18 protein-coding genes and 1 pseudogene are annotated in these 18,985 nt (G+C 32.7%); 7 read left to right on the forward strand and 12 right to left on the reverse strand.

The features are described 5' to 3' along the window. Nucleotides 1-7: 7 nt before the first annotated feature. Complete coding sequence (locus AC1Q7N_RS03140) at nt 8-1,513, reverse strand: glycosyltransferase family 4 protein (RefSeq protein WP_002484797.1); 1,506 nt, start codon at nt 1,511-1,513, stop codon at nt 8-10. 397 nt (nt 1,514-1,910) lie between these two features. Between AC1Q7N_RS03140 and AC1Q7N_RS03145 the strand changes: the two genes are divergently transcribed. Further along, nucleotides 1,911-2,459, forward strand: a complete 549-nt coding sequence (locus tag AC1Q7N_RS03145; protein WP_002485215.1) for a GNAT family N-acetyltransferase — start codon at nt 1,911-1,913, stop codon at nt 2,457-2,459. Between the two features lie 121 nt (nt 2,460-2,580). Here the strand turns inward: AC1Q7N_RS03145 and AC1Q7N_RS03150 are convergent, their stop codons facing one another. From AC1Q7N_RS03150 to AC1Q7N_RS03175, 6 genes are all read right to left on the reverse strand, one after another. Beyond that, a complete protein-coding gene (locus AC1Q7N_RS03150; protein ID WP_001831338.1) occupies nt 2,581-3,045 on the reverse strand; it encodes a bacillithiol transferase BstA in 465 nt (154 codons plus the stop codon). A 475-nt stretch (nt 3,046-3,520) separates the two neighbouring features. Continuing rightward, the gene (gene elxI1 / locus AC1Q7N_RS03155; RefSeq protein ID WP_001831347.1) at nt 3,521-3,751 is read right to left on the reverse strand and encodes an epilancin biosynthesis-related protein ElxI1; all 231 of its coding nucleotides are present in this window, start codon (nt 3,749-3,751) and stop codon (nt 3,521-3,523) included. Nucleotides 3,752-3,901: 150 nt separating this feature from the next. Further along, nucleotides 3,902-4,540, reverse strand: a complete 639-nt coding sequence (locus tag AC1Q7N_RS03160; protein WP_002455915.1) for an ABC-2 transporter permease — start codon at nt 4,538-4,540, stop codon at nt 3,902-3,904. Then, nucleotides 4,540-5,382, reverse strand: a complete 843-nt coding sequence (locus AC1Q7N_RS03165; protein ID WP_001831349.1) for an ABC transporter ATP-binding protein — start codon at nt 5,380-5,382, stop codon at nt 4,540-4,542. Before AC1Q7N_RS03165 ends, AC1Q7N_RS03160 begins: the two co-directional genes overlap by 1 nt. Nucleotides 5,383-5,409: 27 nt before the next feature. Further along, entirely contained in the window at nt 5,410-6,144 is a 735-nt protein-coding gene (locus tag AC1Q7N_RS03170) for a DUF3169 family protein (RefSeq protein ID WP_001831331.1), read from the reverse strand. Continuing rightward, nucleotides 6,141-6,344, reverse strand: a complete 204-nt coding sequence (locus AC1Q7N_RS03175; RefSeq protein WP_001831346.1) for a helix-turn-helix transcriptional regulator — start codon at nt 6,342-6,344, stop codon at nt 6,141-6,143. The genes AC1Q7N_RS03170 and AC1Q7N_RS03175 overlap by 4 nt, the downstream gene beginning before the upstream one ends. A 285-nt stretch (nt 6,345-6,629) precedes the next feature. Here AC1Q7N_RS03175 and AC1Q7N_RS03180 point away from each other — a divergent pair, with 285 nt between their 5' ends. The 3 genes and pseudogenes from AC1Q7N_RS03180 (at nt 6,630) to AC1Q7N_RS03190 (ending at nt 8,862) form a co-directional block, all read left to right on the forward strand. Beyond that, nucleotides 6,630-6,830, forward strand: coding sequence for a sterile alpha motif-like domain-containing protein (locus AC1Q7N_RS03180; RefSeq protein ID WP_001831332.1), 201 nt, complete (start codon nt 6,630-6,632; stop codon nt 6,828-6,830). 618 nt (nt 6,831-7,448) lie between these two features. Next, nucleotides 7,449-7,662, forward strand: a pseudogene (locus AC1Q7N_RS03185) (hypothetical protein). Nucleotides 7,663-7,677: 15 nt separating this feature from the next. Further along, complete coding sequence (locus AC1Q7N_RS03190; RefSeq protein WP_145376412.1) at nt 7,678-8,862, forward strand: acetyl-CoA C-acetyltransferase; 1,185 nt, start codon at nt 7,678-7,680, stop codon at nt 8,860-8,862. Nucleotides 8,863-9,079: 217 nt separating this feature from the next. Here AC1Q7N_RS03190 and AC1Q7N_RS03195 read toward each other — a convergent pair whose 3' ends face one another. Genes AC1Q7N_RS03195 through AC1Q7N_RS03215 form a run of 5 tightly spaced genes read right to left on the reverse strand, consistent with a single transcriptional unit; the run spans nt 9,080 to nt 16,155 of the window. After that, nucleotides 9,080-9,823, reverse strand: coding sequence for a cyclase family protein (locus AC1Q7N_RS03195; RefSeq protein ID WP_002495493.1), 744 nt, complete (start codon nt 9,821-9,823; stop codon nt 9,080-9,082). A 21-nt stretch (nt 9,824-9,844) separates the two neighbouring features. Continuing rightward, a complete protein-coding gene (gene metE / locus AC1Q7N_RS03200; protein ID WP_002437223.1) occupies nt 9,845-12,091 on the reverse strand; it encodes a 5-methyltetrahydropteroyltriglutamate--homocysteine S-methyltransferase in 2,247 nt (748 codons plus the stop codon). Beyond that, on the reverse strand, nt 12,088-13,926 hold the full coding sequence (locus AC1Q7N_RS03205; RefSeq protein WP_002495494.1) for a bifunctional homocysteine S-methyltransferase/methylenetetrahydrofolate reductase: 1,839 nt from the start codon (nt 13,924-13,926) through the stop codon (nt 12,088-12,090). Before AC1Q7N_RS03205 ends, metE begins: the two co-directional genes overlap by 4 nt. Beyond that, a complete protein-coding gene (metC, locus tag AC1Q7N_RS03210; protein ID WP_002437219.1) occupies nt 13,880-15,055 on the reverse strand; it encodes a cystathionine beta-lyase MetC in 1,176 nt (391 codons plus the stop codon). The genes AC1Q7N_RS03205 and metC overlap by 47 nt, the downstream gene beginning before the upstream one ends. Then, nucleotides 15,052-16,155: a PLP-dependent transferase gene (locus tag AC1Q7N_RS03215; protein WP_002447675.1), complete on the reverse strand. Its 1,104-nt coding sequence runs from the start codon at nt 16,153-16,155 to the stop codon at nt 15,052-15,054. Before AC1Q7N_RS03215 ends, metC begins: the two co-directional genes overlap by 4 nt. A 728-nt stretch (nt 16,156-16,883) precedes the next feature. Here AC1Q7N_RS03215 and AC1Q7N_RS03220 point away from each other — a divergent pair. The 3 genes from AC1Q7N_RS03220 to AC1Q7N_RS03230 all read left to right on the forward strand — a co-directional run bounded on the left by AC1Q7N_RS03220 (nt 16,884) and on the right by AC1Q7N_RS03230 (nt 18,980). Beyond that, complete coding sequence (locus tag AC1Q7N_RS03220; RefSeq protein WP_002495495.1) at nt 16,884-17,726, forward strand: ParB/RepB/Spo0J family partition protein; 843 nt, start codon at nt 16,884-16,886, stop codon at nt 17,724-17,726. A 154-nt stretch (nt 17,727-17,880) separates the two neighbouring features. After that, nucleotides 17,881-18,756 carry a mechanosensitive ion channel family protein gene (locus AC1Q7N_RS03225; protein WP_492712784.1) on the forward strand — a complete coding sequence of 292 codons (876 nt, stop codon included), beginning with the start codon at nt 17,881-17,883 and terminating at the stop codon, nt 18,754-18,756. Between the two features lie 20 nt (nt 18,757-18,776). Continuing rightward, nucleotides 18,777-18,980 (forward strand): DUF951 domain-containing protein, encoded by a 204-nt coding sequence (locus AC1Q7N_RS03230; RefSeq protein ID WP_001831361.1) that lies wholly within the window; start codon nt 18,777-18,779, stop codon nt 18,978-18,980. Nucleotides 18,981-18,985 lie beyond the last annotated feature (5 nt).

Consider the following 18,985-nt stretch of genomic DNA (forward strand, 5'->3'; position numbering starts at 1 on the left):
TTGGCGATTATAAATTAACTTTTAACGTTCTGAAAACAGTGAGCCATGTATCAAAAACATTTTTGTCATTAAATATTTGGGCATGTTTAATACTTTCCTTAGAAAATTGTTCTCTTAAGTTAGAATCGAGTAATAACTTTTTAACGCTGTGATAGAGTTGTTCTTTATTATCTTGTTCAATTAAAAAGCCATTTTTATGATTAACAATTAACTCAGAAGGTCCGTATTTGGTATCATAACTTACTGTAGGTACGCCTTTAGCAATCGTTTCAAGTACACCTAAATTGAACCCTTCCATTTTACTTGTCAATAAAGATAAATAGGCGGTCTCTATTTCTTGATTTAAATCATAAATGAAGCCACGTAAAAACACGTGATTTTCTAAATGATATTGAGCTATTAATTTACGATAATGTGTTTCTTCTTTACCAAACCCAAATAAATGTAACTGTAAATTTGGAAATGCTGGAACTAGCTTAGACATTAGTTCTATTTGATGATCTAATTGCTTTTCAGGAGAATAACGGCCGATAGAAATCATTTTGTTAGGCAATGGTTTATTGTCACTACTATGATGAGATTCATTTGTATCAATATAACCTGCAGGTATAACGTAAATGGGAATAACGTTATTAATTTTTACAGATAAATCTGTTTTTTGTTGTTCAGTAGATACTATGATTCCTGAATATCGGGATAAGTTATCTAAAACAGGTTTATACGCTTGTTTGATTTCAGAATGATATATATCATTGATATTTTTTACGTGGGTACTGTGGAAAACGGCGAGAACTGGTATTTTAGTATCAGTTTGATCAATGATTGGCCCTGTAACGATGTTTTTATCACATAAAAATACGTCTCCTAAATGATATAGCGCATTAATTGCAAACGCTAAAAGTTCATTTTCATCGTTGAAAAAACGAACGCCTCGTGAAGTATTATAAATGATAGATTGTACCGTAGGATGTTCGTGCTCAGGGTTGTAATATTTTTGAAATTTAACTTTTTGTGTAGGTGTAAAAAATTGTTCCATCACGACTTTTTGTTGAGAGGTTAAAATTCTACTACAACTTAAAAAGCCTCTTGTATCGTAAAAATCTCTTCTAATTTTACGTTGTTGTATATCAAAATGGTTAATATAGTCTAAAGTTTGATAATTTGAATCAACAAAATGCACATACATTTTATATGTGTCGTTATCGTATATTTTAATATCATTCGTATTTTCAACGAATTTTAAGGTATAATTACATATATTTTGCCAATAATTTATCCAATCAATATGTTTTTTCTCAAAGTTAATACTATCTTGTAGAAAATCGTAAAGACTGAAAATATCTTTTGAATCGATGTTTAACGAATGTGCATGCATATATAAACGTGGTGACCAAGATGTGAATATGAGTTTATTTGGGACTAAATTATCTTTAAATAGCTTTAATCTATTGATCATAGCTTGTTCTATACCTGTTAATTTATTACCTAAATTCTTACCGATAGAATATATCATTATGATTTCCTCCCATTACATACGGTTTCAACTTAAATTAGAAATAAAAAATAATAATTTAATCTAATAATTTATTTTCTATTATTTATAGAATAAAATAAAGATTGTTTAATGTCTACTTATTATTCATATTTTGGATTTTACTAATCAATATTGAGAAGTATATTTTAAAAAGTTATCTCAGTGTTTTTAACGTTTGTGTTGTTGATGATGATCTATCTTAAGTTAAGCTTTTTCACTCTAATATTGGTTGTAGGTATAAGACAATAGAAACAAGAGAACTACATACACACTTGTGACTTAGAGAATATCGAATTCTAGTAATCAAGTTTTATGACATAATCCTATATTCGTGTATACTAAAATAACAGAAAATTCTAAAAAAGGATGATTTTGTATGTTTAGTTATCAAATAAATAAAAATATTAAATTAAAAATATTAGAAGAACGAGAAGCCGAACAGTTATTTAAATTAGTAGATAGCAATCGTGACTATTTAGCTGAATTTCTACCTTTTGTTGAACATACGAAGAAAGTTGAAGATAGTAAACACTTTATCCATTCGGCGTTGCAACAATTTATCGATGGTAATGGATTTCATTGTGGAATATGGAGTAATAAAGAATTGATTGGAGTCATAGGATTGCATTACTTAGATTTAGTTAATAAAACAACTTCAATTGGTTATTATTTAGCTGAAGACTTTCAAAAGAAAGGTATTATGACTAAATGTACTAAAGCGTTAATTCGCTATGTATATGAAGTGTATGATATTAATCGTATAGAAATACGAATGTCTACTAAAAATAAGAAAAGCAGAGCTATACCAATTAGACTTGGGTTCACGCAAGAAGGTATATTGAGAAGTAATGAACGATTACAAGGGGAATTCTCAGATAGTTATGTTTTTAGCTTGTTGAGGGAAGAATGTACGTATACTAGATAAAACTCCTCGAAAGATATGTTTATCTTTGTTTTAGCGAAAGCATTCAAATAAAATTTGATAATTCTCTAAACATTTTAAAAGCGTCTGGGGATGATAATCCAGACGCTTAAATATATTATGCTTATTTTTCACGAAGTACACGTGTCATTTCTTCAATTTTACCGGTGTGTAATGGCACATGGATAGCATTTAACATTAATAATTCATCAAGTGTGTTACAACCTGCGATAGGTTGGTCTAATTTTTGAGCTAACTGCTCGTGTGTTAATTTTTTAGCACGTTCTGGTAATGTTTGAATGTGTTGTTTGATTTCGTTGATAGCAGGTACATCTTGTCCCTTCCAGTCTCTAGGATTTGAACCATATCCAAACAATTTATTATATTTTTCAACATCTACGACATGTTGATTGCCCAATGATAATGCTTGTTCAAAGATTGTTAATACATGACCATATTGCCAATGTAAAGTGTTTGGGAAATGTTGAGTTTCTTTATCTAATACTTCTTCAACATTCCAATTGTCATAATCGGCTAAAAGATTGTTTACGCCCAATTCAATGACATTATAAACTGTGATATTACTCATCATATTCCCCCTTTCTTATATCGATGGTATTACTAAAAATACCCATTAAAAAGCTAGCATATGCATTAAAGATAAAAGTTATCACAAGTTTTAGTTTAAATTTAATGTATATGGGTCTTCTCTTTTTTAATCTGTTCCTTTAATACATATATAAACATATCAGTGTATTAGTTGTAAAAACTGAGAAGTAAGATGAATCTAGAGTTTATTAGAGACATTGATATACGAATTAATTGATAATTCAACTAATAACTCGAAATTTAGTTCAAATGCAGTAGGCCTTTTTGATAGAAATGAAGAACAAAGTTTTAGATTGAGTAACGAATGTTTATAAAGTAGTTCGAGATTAGTATAGGAAAAGCGTGCCTCTTTCTTTTTAAACTCCTACGAGATACATTTATTTATCATCTAATCTGATAAGTTGGGTTCTATTGAGTCAGTGACACTTAAAATATGATGGTCATATACCTATTGATTATGAATCATTATGCTTTTTCTTATTTTTATCTTTAATCATTTCAGAAGGAACAGCAAAGATAAATACTAGAATAAACAAAATGAGCGCTAAATGAGGTACATTTTCTAGGAAATACCATCTTAAGTGCCAGTCAAACATATCATTTGCATAATTTACAAAATACTTGGTAAACAATAAAGCAACACATATGCCTGTTAAAGTATCTAAAACTTTAGTTAATAATGTCATTAAAGTACTCCTTTATCCCATTTTTAATTAACTATTTATAAATATATTAATAAATAATTATCTTTAAATGCAAATAAATTATTAAAAACTTAAAAGATATAAATAACCCCCTGAATTTTCAATTACCGAAAATTTAGGGGGTTTTTAATATTATAGTTCTTGTTTGTTAAAAATTTTAATCGATAAAATATAAGAGATAATAATTGAAATCAATCCAAGTATTCCATAAATAGAATATACAACATAGCTTTGTGTGTTGCTCAGCATTGTAATCATAGAGCCACTTCCTGTTTGATTACTCAATATCATTGATGCGATATAGAATAAGAAATAGATAATAATGACAGCAAATGTTGTAGTCATCACAATGACATTTGAATTTTCAGAACCGAATTTGAATGTTAGAGGAAACATAATGGAGAAAGTCCCTGCGCCACCAATGGCAACACATAGTGAAATGAATACCATACTTAAACTTTGTGTGATTAGACCGACACTAGGTACACCTGCAAGTATCCCAACTAATGCACACAAGAGAAAAATAGTATAATAACTTTTAACATAATCAGCTCTTCTAACAGGAAGTGTGGATATGTAATTCATCCATCTTGAGTCCTTTTCACGTTTGAAGTTATCCGTAATAGGAGATATTAAAAAAATGATAGCAAGAAAGCTGTTCATCGTTGGATTTAAAAATGAGAAAACGACTGCAGCAATAATTCCGACTACTAAATAGATGAAAAATGATTTTTTAGCTGTATAAAATATACTAAGAGTAAGACCTTTCATTATACTTCACCTCGCATAATAATTTTAGTTGCATCATCGATTGTCTTTAGTGGTTGTGCATCAGGTACTTTTTGATAGTTATTCACTAAACTGATTTGTCGATCATTACGTCTGCGCGTTGCGATTAGATACTCATTTGAAATATTGAAATGCTCAACTGGTTGATCGATGATGCCGTATTGGCTCAATAAAACTTCTTTACTTTCTTTTAAAATAATTCGACCATCACGCATAAAAACGAGCTGAGTAGCTAGCTGTTCAATATCTTCAGAAATATGTGATGAAATTAATATGGCACGATCGTCTCCTAAATAATCCTCTAGAATTTCTAACACATGTTCACGTCCTGATACGTCCATACCTGCTGTAGCTTCATCTAAGATTAATAATTTAGCATCATGGCTTAAAGCAATTGTTAAAGCTGCTTTCATACGCATTCCTCTTGAGAATGTCTTAATTTGATTATTTGTTGGTAGTTCAAATGCTTTGATTAAAGAAAAGAATGTATCGCTGTTCCAAGCATCATATATTTCAGTAAAAACTTTATTGATATATTGTAGAGTTAATTTATCTGGAACACGTAAATCATCAAAAACTACACCTAAATGTTCTTTATATTTGAAGTCGTTCTCTGTCACCTCTTTATCGAAGAATTTCAGTGAACCATTATCTTTATGTCTATTTCCTACAAGTGTATTAATGAGGGTAGACTTACCTGAACCATTTTTCCCAATTAAACCCACTACCTCGCCAGGTTTAACAGAGAATGTGATGTCAGTAAGCTGAAATTCTGAATTCTTATATGATTTATTGAGTTGCTGAACTTCTAATAAGTTTTCCATAATTTACTCCTTTTCTTTAAATTAGTTTTAGGATTTCTGTTCTGATTTATAAAAATTACTGACTTTCAGTAAATATCCCAATGAATTATAGATAAATAAAATGATAAACAAAATTATGCCTAGCGATTGATTCATGCCTGTAGTTATTGAGAATATTCCCAACATCATAATTCCTATAAAAAGTAATACAATATTCTGCTGGTGCACTTTATACAAGGAAACGAGTGTGATGTATCGCTCTCCTTCGTCCATAATATTAAATGCTTTTTCAGTGTAATGTTTCTCTCCTAATTTAGGGTATCGAGCATCAAATTTTCTATAAAATATCCCAATCATTATGGATGAAATGATTGTAATAAAGAAAGGAATCATTATTAGAGCAATGTGATTCTCAGATGAATTTCCTATGACGGGTATTAAAATTGCAATAAAAGCGACAATTAATTGCATTGTGTAAATAAATCTTACTTTCAATGATTTGATGTATGATTTATTTTCATATGTATCTGCTAAATCATCTGAAATATTTGCGTCAATTTTAGCTTTATAGTGAAGTGACGCGTTTTGGACTATAAATAAATACACAGTAAGTATAACATTTATTAATGATGCTACGATGGTTGTATAAAGCACAACTTTAAAGTTAGCGAACTGTGCATAATTAAATAACTTCTCCCAGTTAATAGCTCCTATGATGTATCCGATGATGCCTCCAACTAATCCTCCTAATAAACATAGAAGTGCATACCTTTTTATTTTCAAAAGTCTTCCTCCTCCATAATAAAGATATCTTCAACAGGTTCACCAAAGATTCTTGCAATTTTTATTGCGGTTAATATAGATGGTGTAAAATCGTTGCGTTCTATTAAAGACACCGTTTGTCGTGATATTCCAGCTTTTTTAGCAAGCTCTGTTTGATTATATCCATCACGGGCTCGTAATTCTTTAAGTCTATTGCGCAAATTGTATCACTTCCTTACAAATATACTATATAATATCTTTGTCATTATGACAAGTATATTAGTCAAAATGACAAAGATAATAGACTTTTTAGGGATTGTATAAAATTGATTTTTAGTAATACAATTTTTAATAAAATTTATTAGTTTTTAAAAAAGAAATACTTTTAACATATAAATAAGACCTCAACTATTAATTTTTTACTTAAATTTAAACAAATGTATTTTGTAAATGCCTTCATTTTGGTAATATATACCTATTGTTGCAAAATATAGGAGGTTAGGGTATTGAGCTTTTATCGTTTTATGAAGAATTTTGAAGGTGAAAAAAGTCATTTTGGAGATTTGTTTGAAGGTATGAAAGATATTAATTTTCCTGAAAACATTACGACTCCAAGGGAAATTATGGAAAAGTTCCAACATTGGTTACAAGAACCTAGTTTACACGATACGATACAAGATGCGATTAAGCAGTATCAAAATAAATAACTTTCATCTATATTAAAAGGTTGTTGAATAAATCAGGGTTTTAGTCAAAATCTTTTAATGTAATTTTTATACATATACGTTGATAGGATTCATTTTCGGAAAAATAGTGCAAATAAATCAATGATTTCGTGTTTTGAATAAATAATCAAAATAATAGATGATATGTCTCAACTGTTTTTTAACAATGGCGATTGTTTTATACTTATTCATAAAAGTCTATGGGACATCAAGACGATTAAATATGGCTTCTTAATCTATTATCAATGATGTTGGTGATTCTAAAAAACACTTTACCAGTGAATTGATAGGAAAGATAAGTTTAGATTACGTTGCTTCTATTATGAAGCATGGGTGACAAATATAAAGGAAAGTAAGTATTGATTGCATAATAAAATTTAGAAATGTAAATCATCGTAGATATAATAGTAGATGTTAAGGAAATCTTATAAAGATGACTTGTGTTAAGTGGGACGGTTAGACTACCCCGTTTGTATAGACATGAGTATTTCTTTTATGGTTTCCTCTTTTTTTACAACAATGGATTAACTATATTTAGTGAAGTGAGAGTGATTATGAAATTAAAATTGATCATTGCTTAGAAAGAAAGTGATGCATTTGATGACGATAGATCATAATGGAATTTTTCTATGTAAATTTGGTAATATAATGTGGAATGTGTTTACTGCAATTAAAGTATGTAATACTCATTTAAATACAATGAAGGTAAGAGATAAACTCTTAAATAATAGATTTGAATATCCAAATATAATGACAATAAGAAAAGAAGGTTTGCTTCTTCCCTCATTTTTTAGAAAAGTATAAGTTATATTAAGGAGATGAATATGACATGTCACGCATAGTATTAGCTGAAGCATATCGAACACCTATAGGCGTGTTTGGTGGTGCATTTAAGGATATACCTGCCTATGAACTAGGTGCAACAGTTATTCGTCAAATTTTAGAACATAGTCAAATAGATCCTAATGAAATCAATGAAGTTATTCTAGGAAACGTATTACAGGCAGGTCAAGGACAAAATCCTGCTCGTATTGCTGCGATTCATGGTGGTGTGCCAGAAGCGGTATCTTCTTTTACTGTAAATAAAGTTTGCGGTTCTGGATTAAAAGCGATTCAACTTGCCTATCAATCTATTGTAGCGGGAGATAATGAGATTGTTATCGCTGGAGGCATGGAAAGTATGTCTCAATCTCCAATGCTTCTTAAAAATAGTCGTTTCGGTTTTAAAATGGGAAATCAAACTTTAGAAGATAGTATGATAGCTGATGGTTTAACTGATAAGTTTAATGATTACCATATGGGTATCACAGCCGAAAATCTAGTTGAACAGTATCAGATTAGTCGTAAAGAACAAGATCAATTTGCATTCGATTCTCAACAAAAAGCATCACGTGCACAACAAGCTGGTGTATTTGATGCTGAAATTGTACCTGTAGAGGTACCACAACGTAAAGGCGACCCCCTAATTATTTCTCAAGATGAAGGCATTAGACCTCAAACGACAATTGATAAGTTAGCACAACTCCGTCCAGCATTTAAAAAAGATGGATCAGTAACTGCTGGTAATGCATCCGGTATCAATGACGGTGCTGCTGCTATGCTCGTTATGACGGAGGACAAAGCGAAAGCATTGGGCTTACAACCTATAGCTGTATTAGATAGTTTTGGTGCGAGTGGTGTGGCGCCTTCAATTATGGGTATTGGTCCAGTTGAAGCGATACATAAAGCTTTAAAACGTTCTAATAAAGTGATAAATGATGTTGATATTTTTGAATTAAACGAAGCTTTTGCAGCGCAATCAATTGCTGTAAACCGTGAGTTGCAATTACCGCAAGATAAAGTCAATGTTAATGGTGGTGCGATTGCACTAGGACATCCGATAGGGGCTTCGGGTGCGCGTACTTTAGTTTCATTATTACATCAATTAAGTGATGCTAAGCCAACAGGTGTGGCATCTTTATGTATCGGTGGCGGTCAAGGTATCGCTACGGTTGTATCTAAATATGAAGTTTAACATTTAGTGGAGCACGGTTTTTATATCATAAAAGTGTGTATTAAAAAAGCTATAAACGAAGTCGTTTTAAAAACTTCGTTTATAGCTTTTTACTTAGTTAGAAAGAGTTCATTGCTATTCAAATATTATGATGATGAACATTGATGGAATAATATCATAGCGGTTGTGCACCACTTGAACCACCACGTGGTTGAGAACGCTAGATGAAAGACATCAATTAAGGTTTTATTGCGAATGCACGAACTGGAAAGCCTGGTGCATCTTTTGGTTTTGGGCTGATTGCATAGATAATTGCACCTCTGGTAGGTAATTGATCTAAATTGGTAAGTAATTCGACTTGGAATGTGTCTTGACCTAAGATATATCTTTCGCCAACAATATCACCATTTTTAGCTGTATCAATTGAGGCATCAGTATCAAATGTTTCGTGACCTATGGATTTAACACCACGTTCTTCAATGAGAAATTTTAATGCATCAAGGCCCCAACCTGGAAGATGTTGATGGCCATCTACATCTTTATTTTCAAATTTTTCTATATCTGGCCAACTTTTTGACCAATCAGTACGTAATGCGACAAAAGTACCTGCTTCAATGCGACCGTGTTGTTGTTCCCAATCTTCTAAATGTTTACGTGATACGATAAAATCTGAATTTTGTGCAGCTTCTTTAGAATAATCTAAAACAATTAATGGTAAAACAAGTTCTTTTAAATCTAATTCTTCTAAATATCTTCTATTTTCAACGAAATGGATTGGAGCATCAATGTGTGTTCCATATTGAGTTACGATACTCCAACGTTGTACATAAAACCCATGATCTTTAACATTGAATAGCGTTGAGACTTCACCTTTTTCAAATTCGCTAAAACGAGGGATATTTGGGTCGAAAGTATGTGTTAAATCGACCCACTGAGCCTCTTTTAAAGTATTTAATTGATTCCAAAGTGGATACTGTGACATTTGCCTCACCTCTAGCTCGTATTATGCTGTTGTTGATTCAGATTCTTGACGTTTCTTTTTAACTGCATTGACTAACACTGTTAATGCATCTTTCACTTCATTTTCTTTACGTGTTTTTAGACCACAGTCTGGGTTAACCCAGAATAGAGAACGATCAATTTGTTGTAATGAACGATTAATTGCAGTAGTAATCTCTTCTTCGGTTGGAATACGTGGACTGTGAATATCGTAAACACCTAATCCAATTCCTAAATCATAATTAATATCTTCGAAATCTTGAATTAAGTCTCCGTGACTACGAGAAGTTTCAATAGAAATAACATCTGCATCTAAATCATGGATAGCATGAATGATTTGTCCAAATTGAGAATAGCACATATGTGTATGAATTTGTGTTTCATCATGCACAGATGATGTCGCTAATTTAAATGAATGTACAGCATCTTCTAAATATTGTTCGTGATATTCAGAGCGTAGAGGTAAGCCTTCACGCAACGCTGGTTCGTCAACTTGAATGACTTTGATACCTGCTTCTTCTAAAGCTAACACTTCTTCATCAATGGCTAAGGCAATTTGATCTTGAACAACCTTTCTAGGTACGTCTACGCGTTCAAATGACCAGTTTAAAATAGTAACTGGACCTGTAAGCATACCTTTTACTGGTTTGTCAGTTAAGCTTTGCGCGTATACTGTTTCTTTTACAGTAAGTGGGGCAGTCCACTTCACATCTCCATATATAACTGGTGGTTTAACTGCACGAGAACCGTAAGACTGTACCCAACCGAATTTTGTTACTAGGAAACCTTGAAGTTTTTCCCCAAAAAATTCAACCATGTCGTTACGCTCAAACTCACCGTGTACAAGTACGTCTAAACCAATATCTTCTTGGATTTTAATCCAACGAGCGATTTCATTTTGTAAAAATTCTTGATACTCAGCATCTGTAATGCGATTATTTTTCCAATCTGCTCTAAATTTACGGACTTCACGAGTTTGAGGGAACGAACCAATCGTAGTCGTAGGTAAATCTGGTAAATTTAGACGTTGGTTTTGTAATTGCTTGCGTTTAGCAAATGGTGATTTACGATGTGTCGGTACACTTTCAAAATCGTATTCAAGATTTTTAAATGATTGGCTTTGGAAGCGTTCATAACGTGCTTTGTAATGTTCATATTTTGACAGGTCATTATCATTGAATAAGCGACGCAATGCATCTAATTCGTCTAACTTTTCAGTAGCAAAACTTAATCCTTCTGCAATAGATTCATCAAGTGTTTCATCATCTAGTGATACTGGAACATGTAGAAGTGATGATGAAGGTTGAATGACTAACTGTTGTGTGTGTTGTTGTAATGTTTCGATTAATTGTTTTTTTGCTTCAATATCAGCCGCCCATACATTTCTGCCATCAATGATTCCTGCATAAAGTGCTTTACTTTGATCGAAATCACCATCTTCAATTTGTTTTAAGTTATAGCCGTTATCGTGTACCAAATCTAATCCTAAACCGCCCACTGGTAATGAACTTAAGAATTTTAAGTGAACACGTTCAAAGTAAGTTTGAATGACGAGATATTTTCCTAAACCTTCATTTGCGAAATAGTCGTATGCTTTTCTAGTAATGTCTTCATAACTTTCGCTGTCATCAGTCACTAGAATAGGCTCGTCAATTTGAATATACTCAGCACCTGCATCTACAAGTGACTGTAAAACTTCTTTATATAAAGGAAGTAATGTTTCAACTTTTTCCTCGAACGATTGATGACCACCTTTTGATAATTTTACAAATGTGATAGGACCAACAATTACAGGATGCGCATTTACATTAATTGATTGTGCATATTTAAAACGTTCTAATAACGTATTTTTTTCAACTTTAGGTTCTACGTTGTCCCATTCAGGTACAATGTAGTGATAGTTGGTGTTAAACCATTTAATAAGTGCACTTGCAACATGCTCTTTGTTACCACGAGCAATATCAAATAATAAATCATCATTGACTTCGCGTCCTTGGAAACGTTCAGGGATAATATTGAACAATAAAGACGTATCTAAAATATGATCATATAAAGAGAAATCCCCAACTGGAATGCTATCAAGATGATAATTTTTCTGAAGTAAAAGATTTTCTTTGTGTAAATCAGTCAGTGTTTGATCTAATTCTGCTTTGTCAATTTTATGTGCCCAATAATTTTCGATTGCTTTTTTCCATTCTCTTTTTCTACCTAATCTTGGGAATCCTAAGTTTGAAGTTTTAATTGTTGTCATAATATTGCCTCCTTGTTGGCAGTGATTGATTTAGAGTATGCTGCGAGTTCCAATGAATAATCTACCTTTTGGAAAGGTGTAATAATGTACAGACCGTTGAAGTATTCATGTACTGTATCAATGAGTTCTTTGGAAAGTCTTAAACTTAATTCTTTAGTCTTTTCTTTATCATCTTTAACAGATTTGAATTGGTTAAGTACATCGTCTGACATTTTGATGCCAGGCACTTCATTATGTAAGAAAAGTGCGTTGTTATAACTTGCGATTGGCATGATACCTATGAAGAAAGGTGTATTTAAATGTTTTGTTTCTTCATATACTTGAATAATTTTTTCTTTACTATAAACGGGTTGAGTTATGAAATAACTCATGCCACTTGCTACTTTCTTTTCAAGTCGTTTAATGGCTCCATCTAATTTTCGTACGTTAGGATCAAACGCACCAGCGATGTTAAAGTTAGTATGTTTTTTCAGCGCATCGCCGTCAGTGTTAATACCTTTGTTAAATCTTAGTGCAAGTTCTGTAAGGCCTTTTGAGTTCACGTCATAGACATTTGTAGCTCCAGGCAAATGGCCTACTTTAGAAGGATCTCCGGTAATAGCTAGTATTTCATTGACACCAATGAGTGATAAACCTAGGAGATGAGACTGTAATCCTATTAAATTACGGTCACGACATGTTACATGTACAAGAGGCTCAATATCGTAGCGTTGTTTAATTAAACTTGCCGCTGCGATGTTACTCACTCTTACGGTAGCTAATGAATTATCCGCCAATGTAACAGCATCTATGCCAGCTTCATCTAATTTTCCTACATTATCGAAAAATGTATCAGTATCCAAATGTTTAGGTGTATCAAGTTCTACGATGACTGTTGGGCCATTTTTAACTTTAGAAGTAAGGTTTTGTTTAAGAACTCGCGTTTGCTTTTGAGATGAAGCTTTATTAATAGGGATTACCTTTTTATCTTTAACGGGTTTTAAATGTTTAACTGCTGATTTAATATAGCGAATATGTTCAGGTGTTGTACCACAACAACCACCTATCAATCTGACTCCTTCATTAATTAATTCTTGAGCTATATCTCCGAAATATTGAGCATTATCACTATATTTGAATTCACTATTCTCGATATCTAATAAACTAGCGTTTGGATAACACGATAAATACGCATGTTTAGGAAGTTCTATATGTGAAAATGATCGTTGCATATGGTGTGGGCCATGGTGACAATTTAATCCAACTACATTGGCGCCACATTCAACTACGTATTTCAATGCCGCATTAATTTCAGTGCCATCAACTAAGTAATTCGTATTTGAAGCGGTGAGTTGAGCGATGATTGGAATATCGTATTTTTGTCGTGTAGCAGTGACGATGCGAGTTAATTCATCTAAATCGTAATAAGTTTCAAATAGAAGGGCATCTACACCTTCATCAATTAATGTATCGATTTGAAGTTCTGTATGATATTGAATTGTTGAAAGACTGATATCCTCTTGCCGGACGCCTCTGAATCCACCTACCGTTCCAAGTATAATTGTGTCTTCATTTGCTGCACGTTTAGCAATTTGAACTGCAGCTTGGTGAATTTCTTTAACTTTATGTTCAAGACCAAAGGACTTTAATTTTTCAAAGTTAGCACCATACGTATTCGTTTGAATGACGTCTGCACCAGCTTCGATATAAGAACGATGAATCCGCTCGACCTTATCTGGATGAGTAAGATTGTATGCTTCCGGACAAGTATCAAGACCTTCCGAGTAGAATATTGTTCCAATAGCGCCATCAGCTACTAAAACGTTGCTCTTTAATTGGTTCAGTAAATGACTCATTGAAAGCCTCCTTTAAAGCGTAGTTAAAATCTGCGATGAGTTCTTCTGGATTCTCAAGACCTACACTTAAACGGAATAACCCGAAAGTGATGCCGCGTTCACGTCTCACATCTTCTGGCACTGCTGCATGAGACATTGTTGCGGGATGTGATAGGATAGTTTCTACACCACCGAGACTCACTGATACAAGTGGTAAAGTAAGAGAATCGACGAACTTTTGTGCTTTAGATTCATCTTTAAGTCGGAAACCTATCACTGCACCTCCAGTTGAAGCTTGCTTGAGATGTGTAGGATTATTTCCTGGGTAATACACTTCAGAAATCTCCTCTCTTTGACTCAAAAATTGAACAAGACGTTCAGCATTATGAACAGATTGTTTAAAACGAACTGGTAATGTTTTAAGATGTTTTGCAAGTGCCCAACTATCATATGCAGAAAGGGCTGTGCCCGTGCCGTTCTGTAATAAGTACAATGCATTTGCAACCTCTCTATTATTAGTAATTGCTGCACCTGCAATTAAATCGCTATGTCCACCTAGAAATTTAGTTGCACTATGAATAACTATGTCAGCGCCTAGTGCTAAAGGTGATTGACCCAAAGGTGTCATAAACGTATTATCAACAGCTAATAGTATCTTATGTTCCTTTGCTAGCGTTGCTACAGCATGAATATCTGTAATTTTGAAAAGTGGATTTGAAGGCGTCTCTACATAGATGAGTTTTGTGTTTGATTGAATAGCTTCAGTGATATGATCTATATGTGTAGCGTTAACTGTAGTAAATTCAATATTGAATCGATTGAGTATTTGTTCAGTTAATCTAAATGTGCCTCCGTAAACATCATCAGGTAAAATAACATGATCCCCAGCGTTTAATGTGAGTAAAACGGCTGAAATTGCAGCAATGCCTGAAGCATAAGCAAATGCATATTTACCACCTTCTAAACGTGCAAGTTTCTCTTCAAGTAAAGTTCGGTTAGGGTTACCACTTCGTGCATAATCATATTGAGTCTCACCGCCTAACACTTTTTGATGGAATGTAGATGAATCGTAAAGTGGTGGGTTAGCTGAGTCGTAGTCTTTACCTCTACGCACATCGAATATTACTTCTGTTTCTTTAGATAAACTCATGAAATCACTCCTACTTTAGAATTCTCTAATGCTTGAATTATGTCAGCTTCTATATCGTTATAATCTTCTATACCTACGGACAATCTGATGAGATATTCATCAATGCCACGCTTATCTTTTTCCTCATCTGGCATATCAACGTGTGTTTGTGTATAAGGGAAGGTGATAAATGTTTCTGTACCACCTAAGCTTTCTGCAAATATGCAAATATCTAAATTTTCCAAAAATTTAGCTACGCTATATGCTTGGTTCAGTCTTAAACTAAGCATGCCTGTTCGTCCACTATATAAAACTTCATCAATTGAATCTGACTGGCGACATCGTTGTGCAAGTTTTTGAGCATTTTCTTGGGAACGCTCTATGCGAAGATGTAATGTCTTTAGACCTCTTTGTAAAAGATAACTATCAAGTGGTGATAGAGTTGCTCCAATCATATTATGGAATTGATTCAATTGTTCAGCTAATTGAGCATCCTTAACAGTTACAACTCCAGCTAACACATCGTTATGTCCGCCAATATATTTTGTTGCTGAATGCAGAACGATATCTGCACCTTCTTCGAGTGGTGTCGAAAGATAAGGTGTTAAAAAAGTGTTATCGATAATTGTTAATAGTTGATGTTTTTTGCTAAGGATATAATATGGTTCTACATCAATTTCAATCATTTGTGGATTTGAGATTGGTTCAATAAATAATGCTCTAGTTTGTGGAGTGATGTTTTTTTCTACTTCTTCATAATTTAAAAAATCTACATATTTAAACTTCAAACCATATTGTTTCTCGTAAAAATCGAATAACCGAAATGTTCCACCATATAGGTCAAATGCAACGAGAATTTCATCACCTGGTTTGAATATATTACATATTAACTGAATCGCTGCCATACCACTGGAAGTAGCAAATGAAGCAATGCCTTTTTCAAGTTGTGCAAAAGCTTCTTCAAAGGCTGTTCTTGTTGGATTTTTCGTTCGTGTATAATCATAGCCTGTTGATTCACCTAGGTGAGGATGCTGATATGCAGTAGATAAATATATTGGATTGGCAATTGCGCCAGTGTGATCTTGTGTTAAAGCAATTTGAGCTAAATCTGTATCCTTCATAGCTAGCTCCTCCTATTCAGTAAAAATAAAAAAGCTTCCGTCCTTTAGACCCGAATGATTCGGATGTAAAGGACGAAAGCTTAAACTTCGCGGTACCACCTTTGTTTGCTACTTTATTACTAAAGTAACCTCAATCAGTACGCCATAGTGTTAAAACAGTATACTGAAAATAGCTGATACACAATCTTCTTATCGTAACATCATTAAATAAAACAAAAACTCATTTAATCCATATGTGAATAAATGAGTATTAACGATAAATTGTGACGTATAAAATTTCCAGTACGCCATTTAACATCAATGTTAATACTGTATCGCTATAACGGGCGAACCCGTTGATACCTCATATTGGCATCAACACTCCAAGGCCATTTTCAAACTTTCTTTCAATGCCTTCTCTCAGCGTGTGAAGACTCTCTGTATAAGCAGTGTAAGTTTTACTTTCCTTTTTACAGTGTGTAAAATGTTTTTTAAATTGTTAATACATAGATTACATAGTTTGAATTTATTTGTCAATGATTTTTCTGAAAATTTTGATTTAACAATTAATTTATTATCAGAAATACATCTGAAAATATGTGACGTAATAAGCTTCATATTAAGCCATTAGTATTAATTTGAAAGGCTTGTATTATTGGATTGAACTTTTTTAAAATAAGTAATGAATCAATGAGGATTGATTATTCATTAGAGATACTTAAATTAAGATAGAAAGATGTGGAAAAGAGATGGCATATACAGATGATCAGAGGTTGAAAATGAATAATGATGATAGTGTGCAATTTATTGCACTAGAATTAATTAGACCTAATCCTTATCAGCCACGTAAGACGTTTGAAGAAGAACGACTCAATGATTTAGCTTCATCAATTCAACAACATGGTATATTACAGCCTATTGTATTACGTCAAACTGTTCAAGGTTACTATATTGTTGTGGGTGAGCGACGATTTAGAGCATCTAAGTTGGCGGGATTAACAGAAGTGCCAGCTATTATTAAAGAACTATCTGATGAAGATATGATGGAATTGGCAATTATTGAAAATTTACAGAGAGAAGATTTAAATGCCATTGAAGAAGCAGAAAGTTATAAAAAAATGATGACAGATTTGAACATTACCCAACAAGAAGTTGCGAGACGATTAGGTAAGTCACGTCCTTATATTGCCAATATGCTTAGGTTATTACAGTTACCTAAAAATGTTGCTCAAATGGTTCAACAAGGAGCGTTATCAAGTGCTCATGGGCGTACGTTATTAACTTTGAAAGACGCCAGTAAAATAAAAAAGACGGCAAAACAAGCCGCTCAGGAGTCGTGGAGTGTAAGGTATTTAGAGGAGTACGTCAATGGTTTAGTCAGTAAAGACATCTCAAGGAAAGTCGACAAAGAGACTAAGGGAAGTAAACCTAAAATGATTCAACAGCAGGAAAGATTTTTAAAAAAGCAATATGGTGCGAAAGTAGATATTTCGACATCTAAAAATGTCGGAAAAATCACATTTGAATTTAAATCTGAAGCAGAATTCAAACGCTTGATTCGTCAACTTAATAAAGATTATAAGGAATATTAAAAAATTAGCCTTTATAAATAGGAAGCATATACATAGTTTTATAAATATACCTCAAAAGGATAGTATTTTAAAACCATAGACGTATTATCTAAATGAATAAATTAAGTTATAATAAATGAATTATGAAAAAAATGAAAGGGAGGGCATATTTTATATGAATCAACTTAAACATATTTTATCTTCATTGTTCGAACCTTTAACAAAGGTTGAAACATATGAAAATTTAATTACTAAAGTAATAATGATTTTAATTTATATCCTTGTAGCGATTGTTGTTATAGCAATTTTGAATAAGATTATTGAGCAAGCATTTAAAATTCAAAATAAAAGTAAAAAAGGGAATAAAAAACGTTCAAAAACACTGATTTCTCTTGTAAAAAACATAGTAAAATATATCGTATGGTTTGTTGTTATCACAACAATTTTAAGTAAGTTTGGTATTAGCGTCGAAGGTATAATTGCTAGTGCTGGAGTTGTAGGTATTGCTGTTGGTTTCGGTGCGCAAACGATAGTGAAAGATATTATTACAGGTTTCTTTATTATCTTTGAAAATCAATTTGATGTGGGTGACTATGTTAAAATCAATAGTTCAGGAACTACGGTAGCAGAAGGTACTGTGAAATCTATTGGTTTAAGATCAACGCGAATTAATACAATTTCGGGAGAACTGACTATTTTACCTAATGGTAGCATGGGGGAAATTACGAACTTTTCAATTACAAATGGGACTGCTATTGTAGAACTACCAGTATCAGTTGATGAAAATATAGATCAAGTTGAAAAGAAACTCAATCGTTTATTTGTTTCTTTACGTAGTAAATATTACTTATTTGTCAGCGATCCAGTTGTTGATGGCATTGATGCGATAGAATCTAATAAGGTTACTATACGAATTTCAGCAGAAACAATTCCTGGTGAAGGATTTTCAGGCGCTCGTATTATTCGTAAGGAAGCTCAAAAAATGTTTAGACAAGAAGGTATTCGCATGCCACAACCAGTCATTTCAAATTATAATGAAGGAAAAAGCTAATCATCATTGGAGGTCATTTCATGACGTCAAAGTATGGAATAAATGATATAGTAGAAATGAAAAAACCACATGCATGTGGAACGAATCGTTTTAAGATCATTAGAATGGGCGCTGATATTCGTATTAAATGTGAACATTGTCAGCGCAGTGTCATGATTCCACGGCAAGTGTTTAATAAGAAAATGAAAAAAGTTCTTGAATCTCATCAAGACAAAGAAAGTTAGGAGAA

It is taken from the genome of Staphylococcus sp. GW823-FHT05F06, from assembly GCF_058795495.1.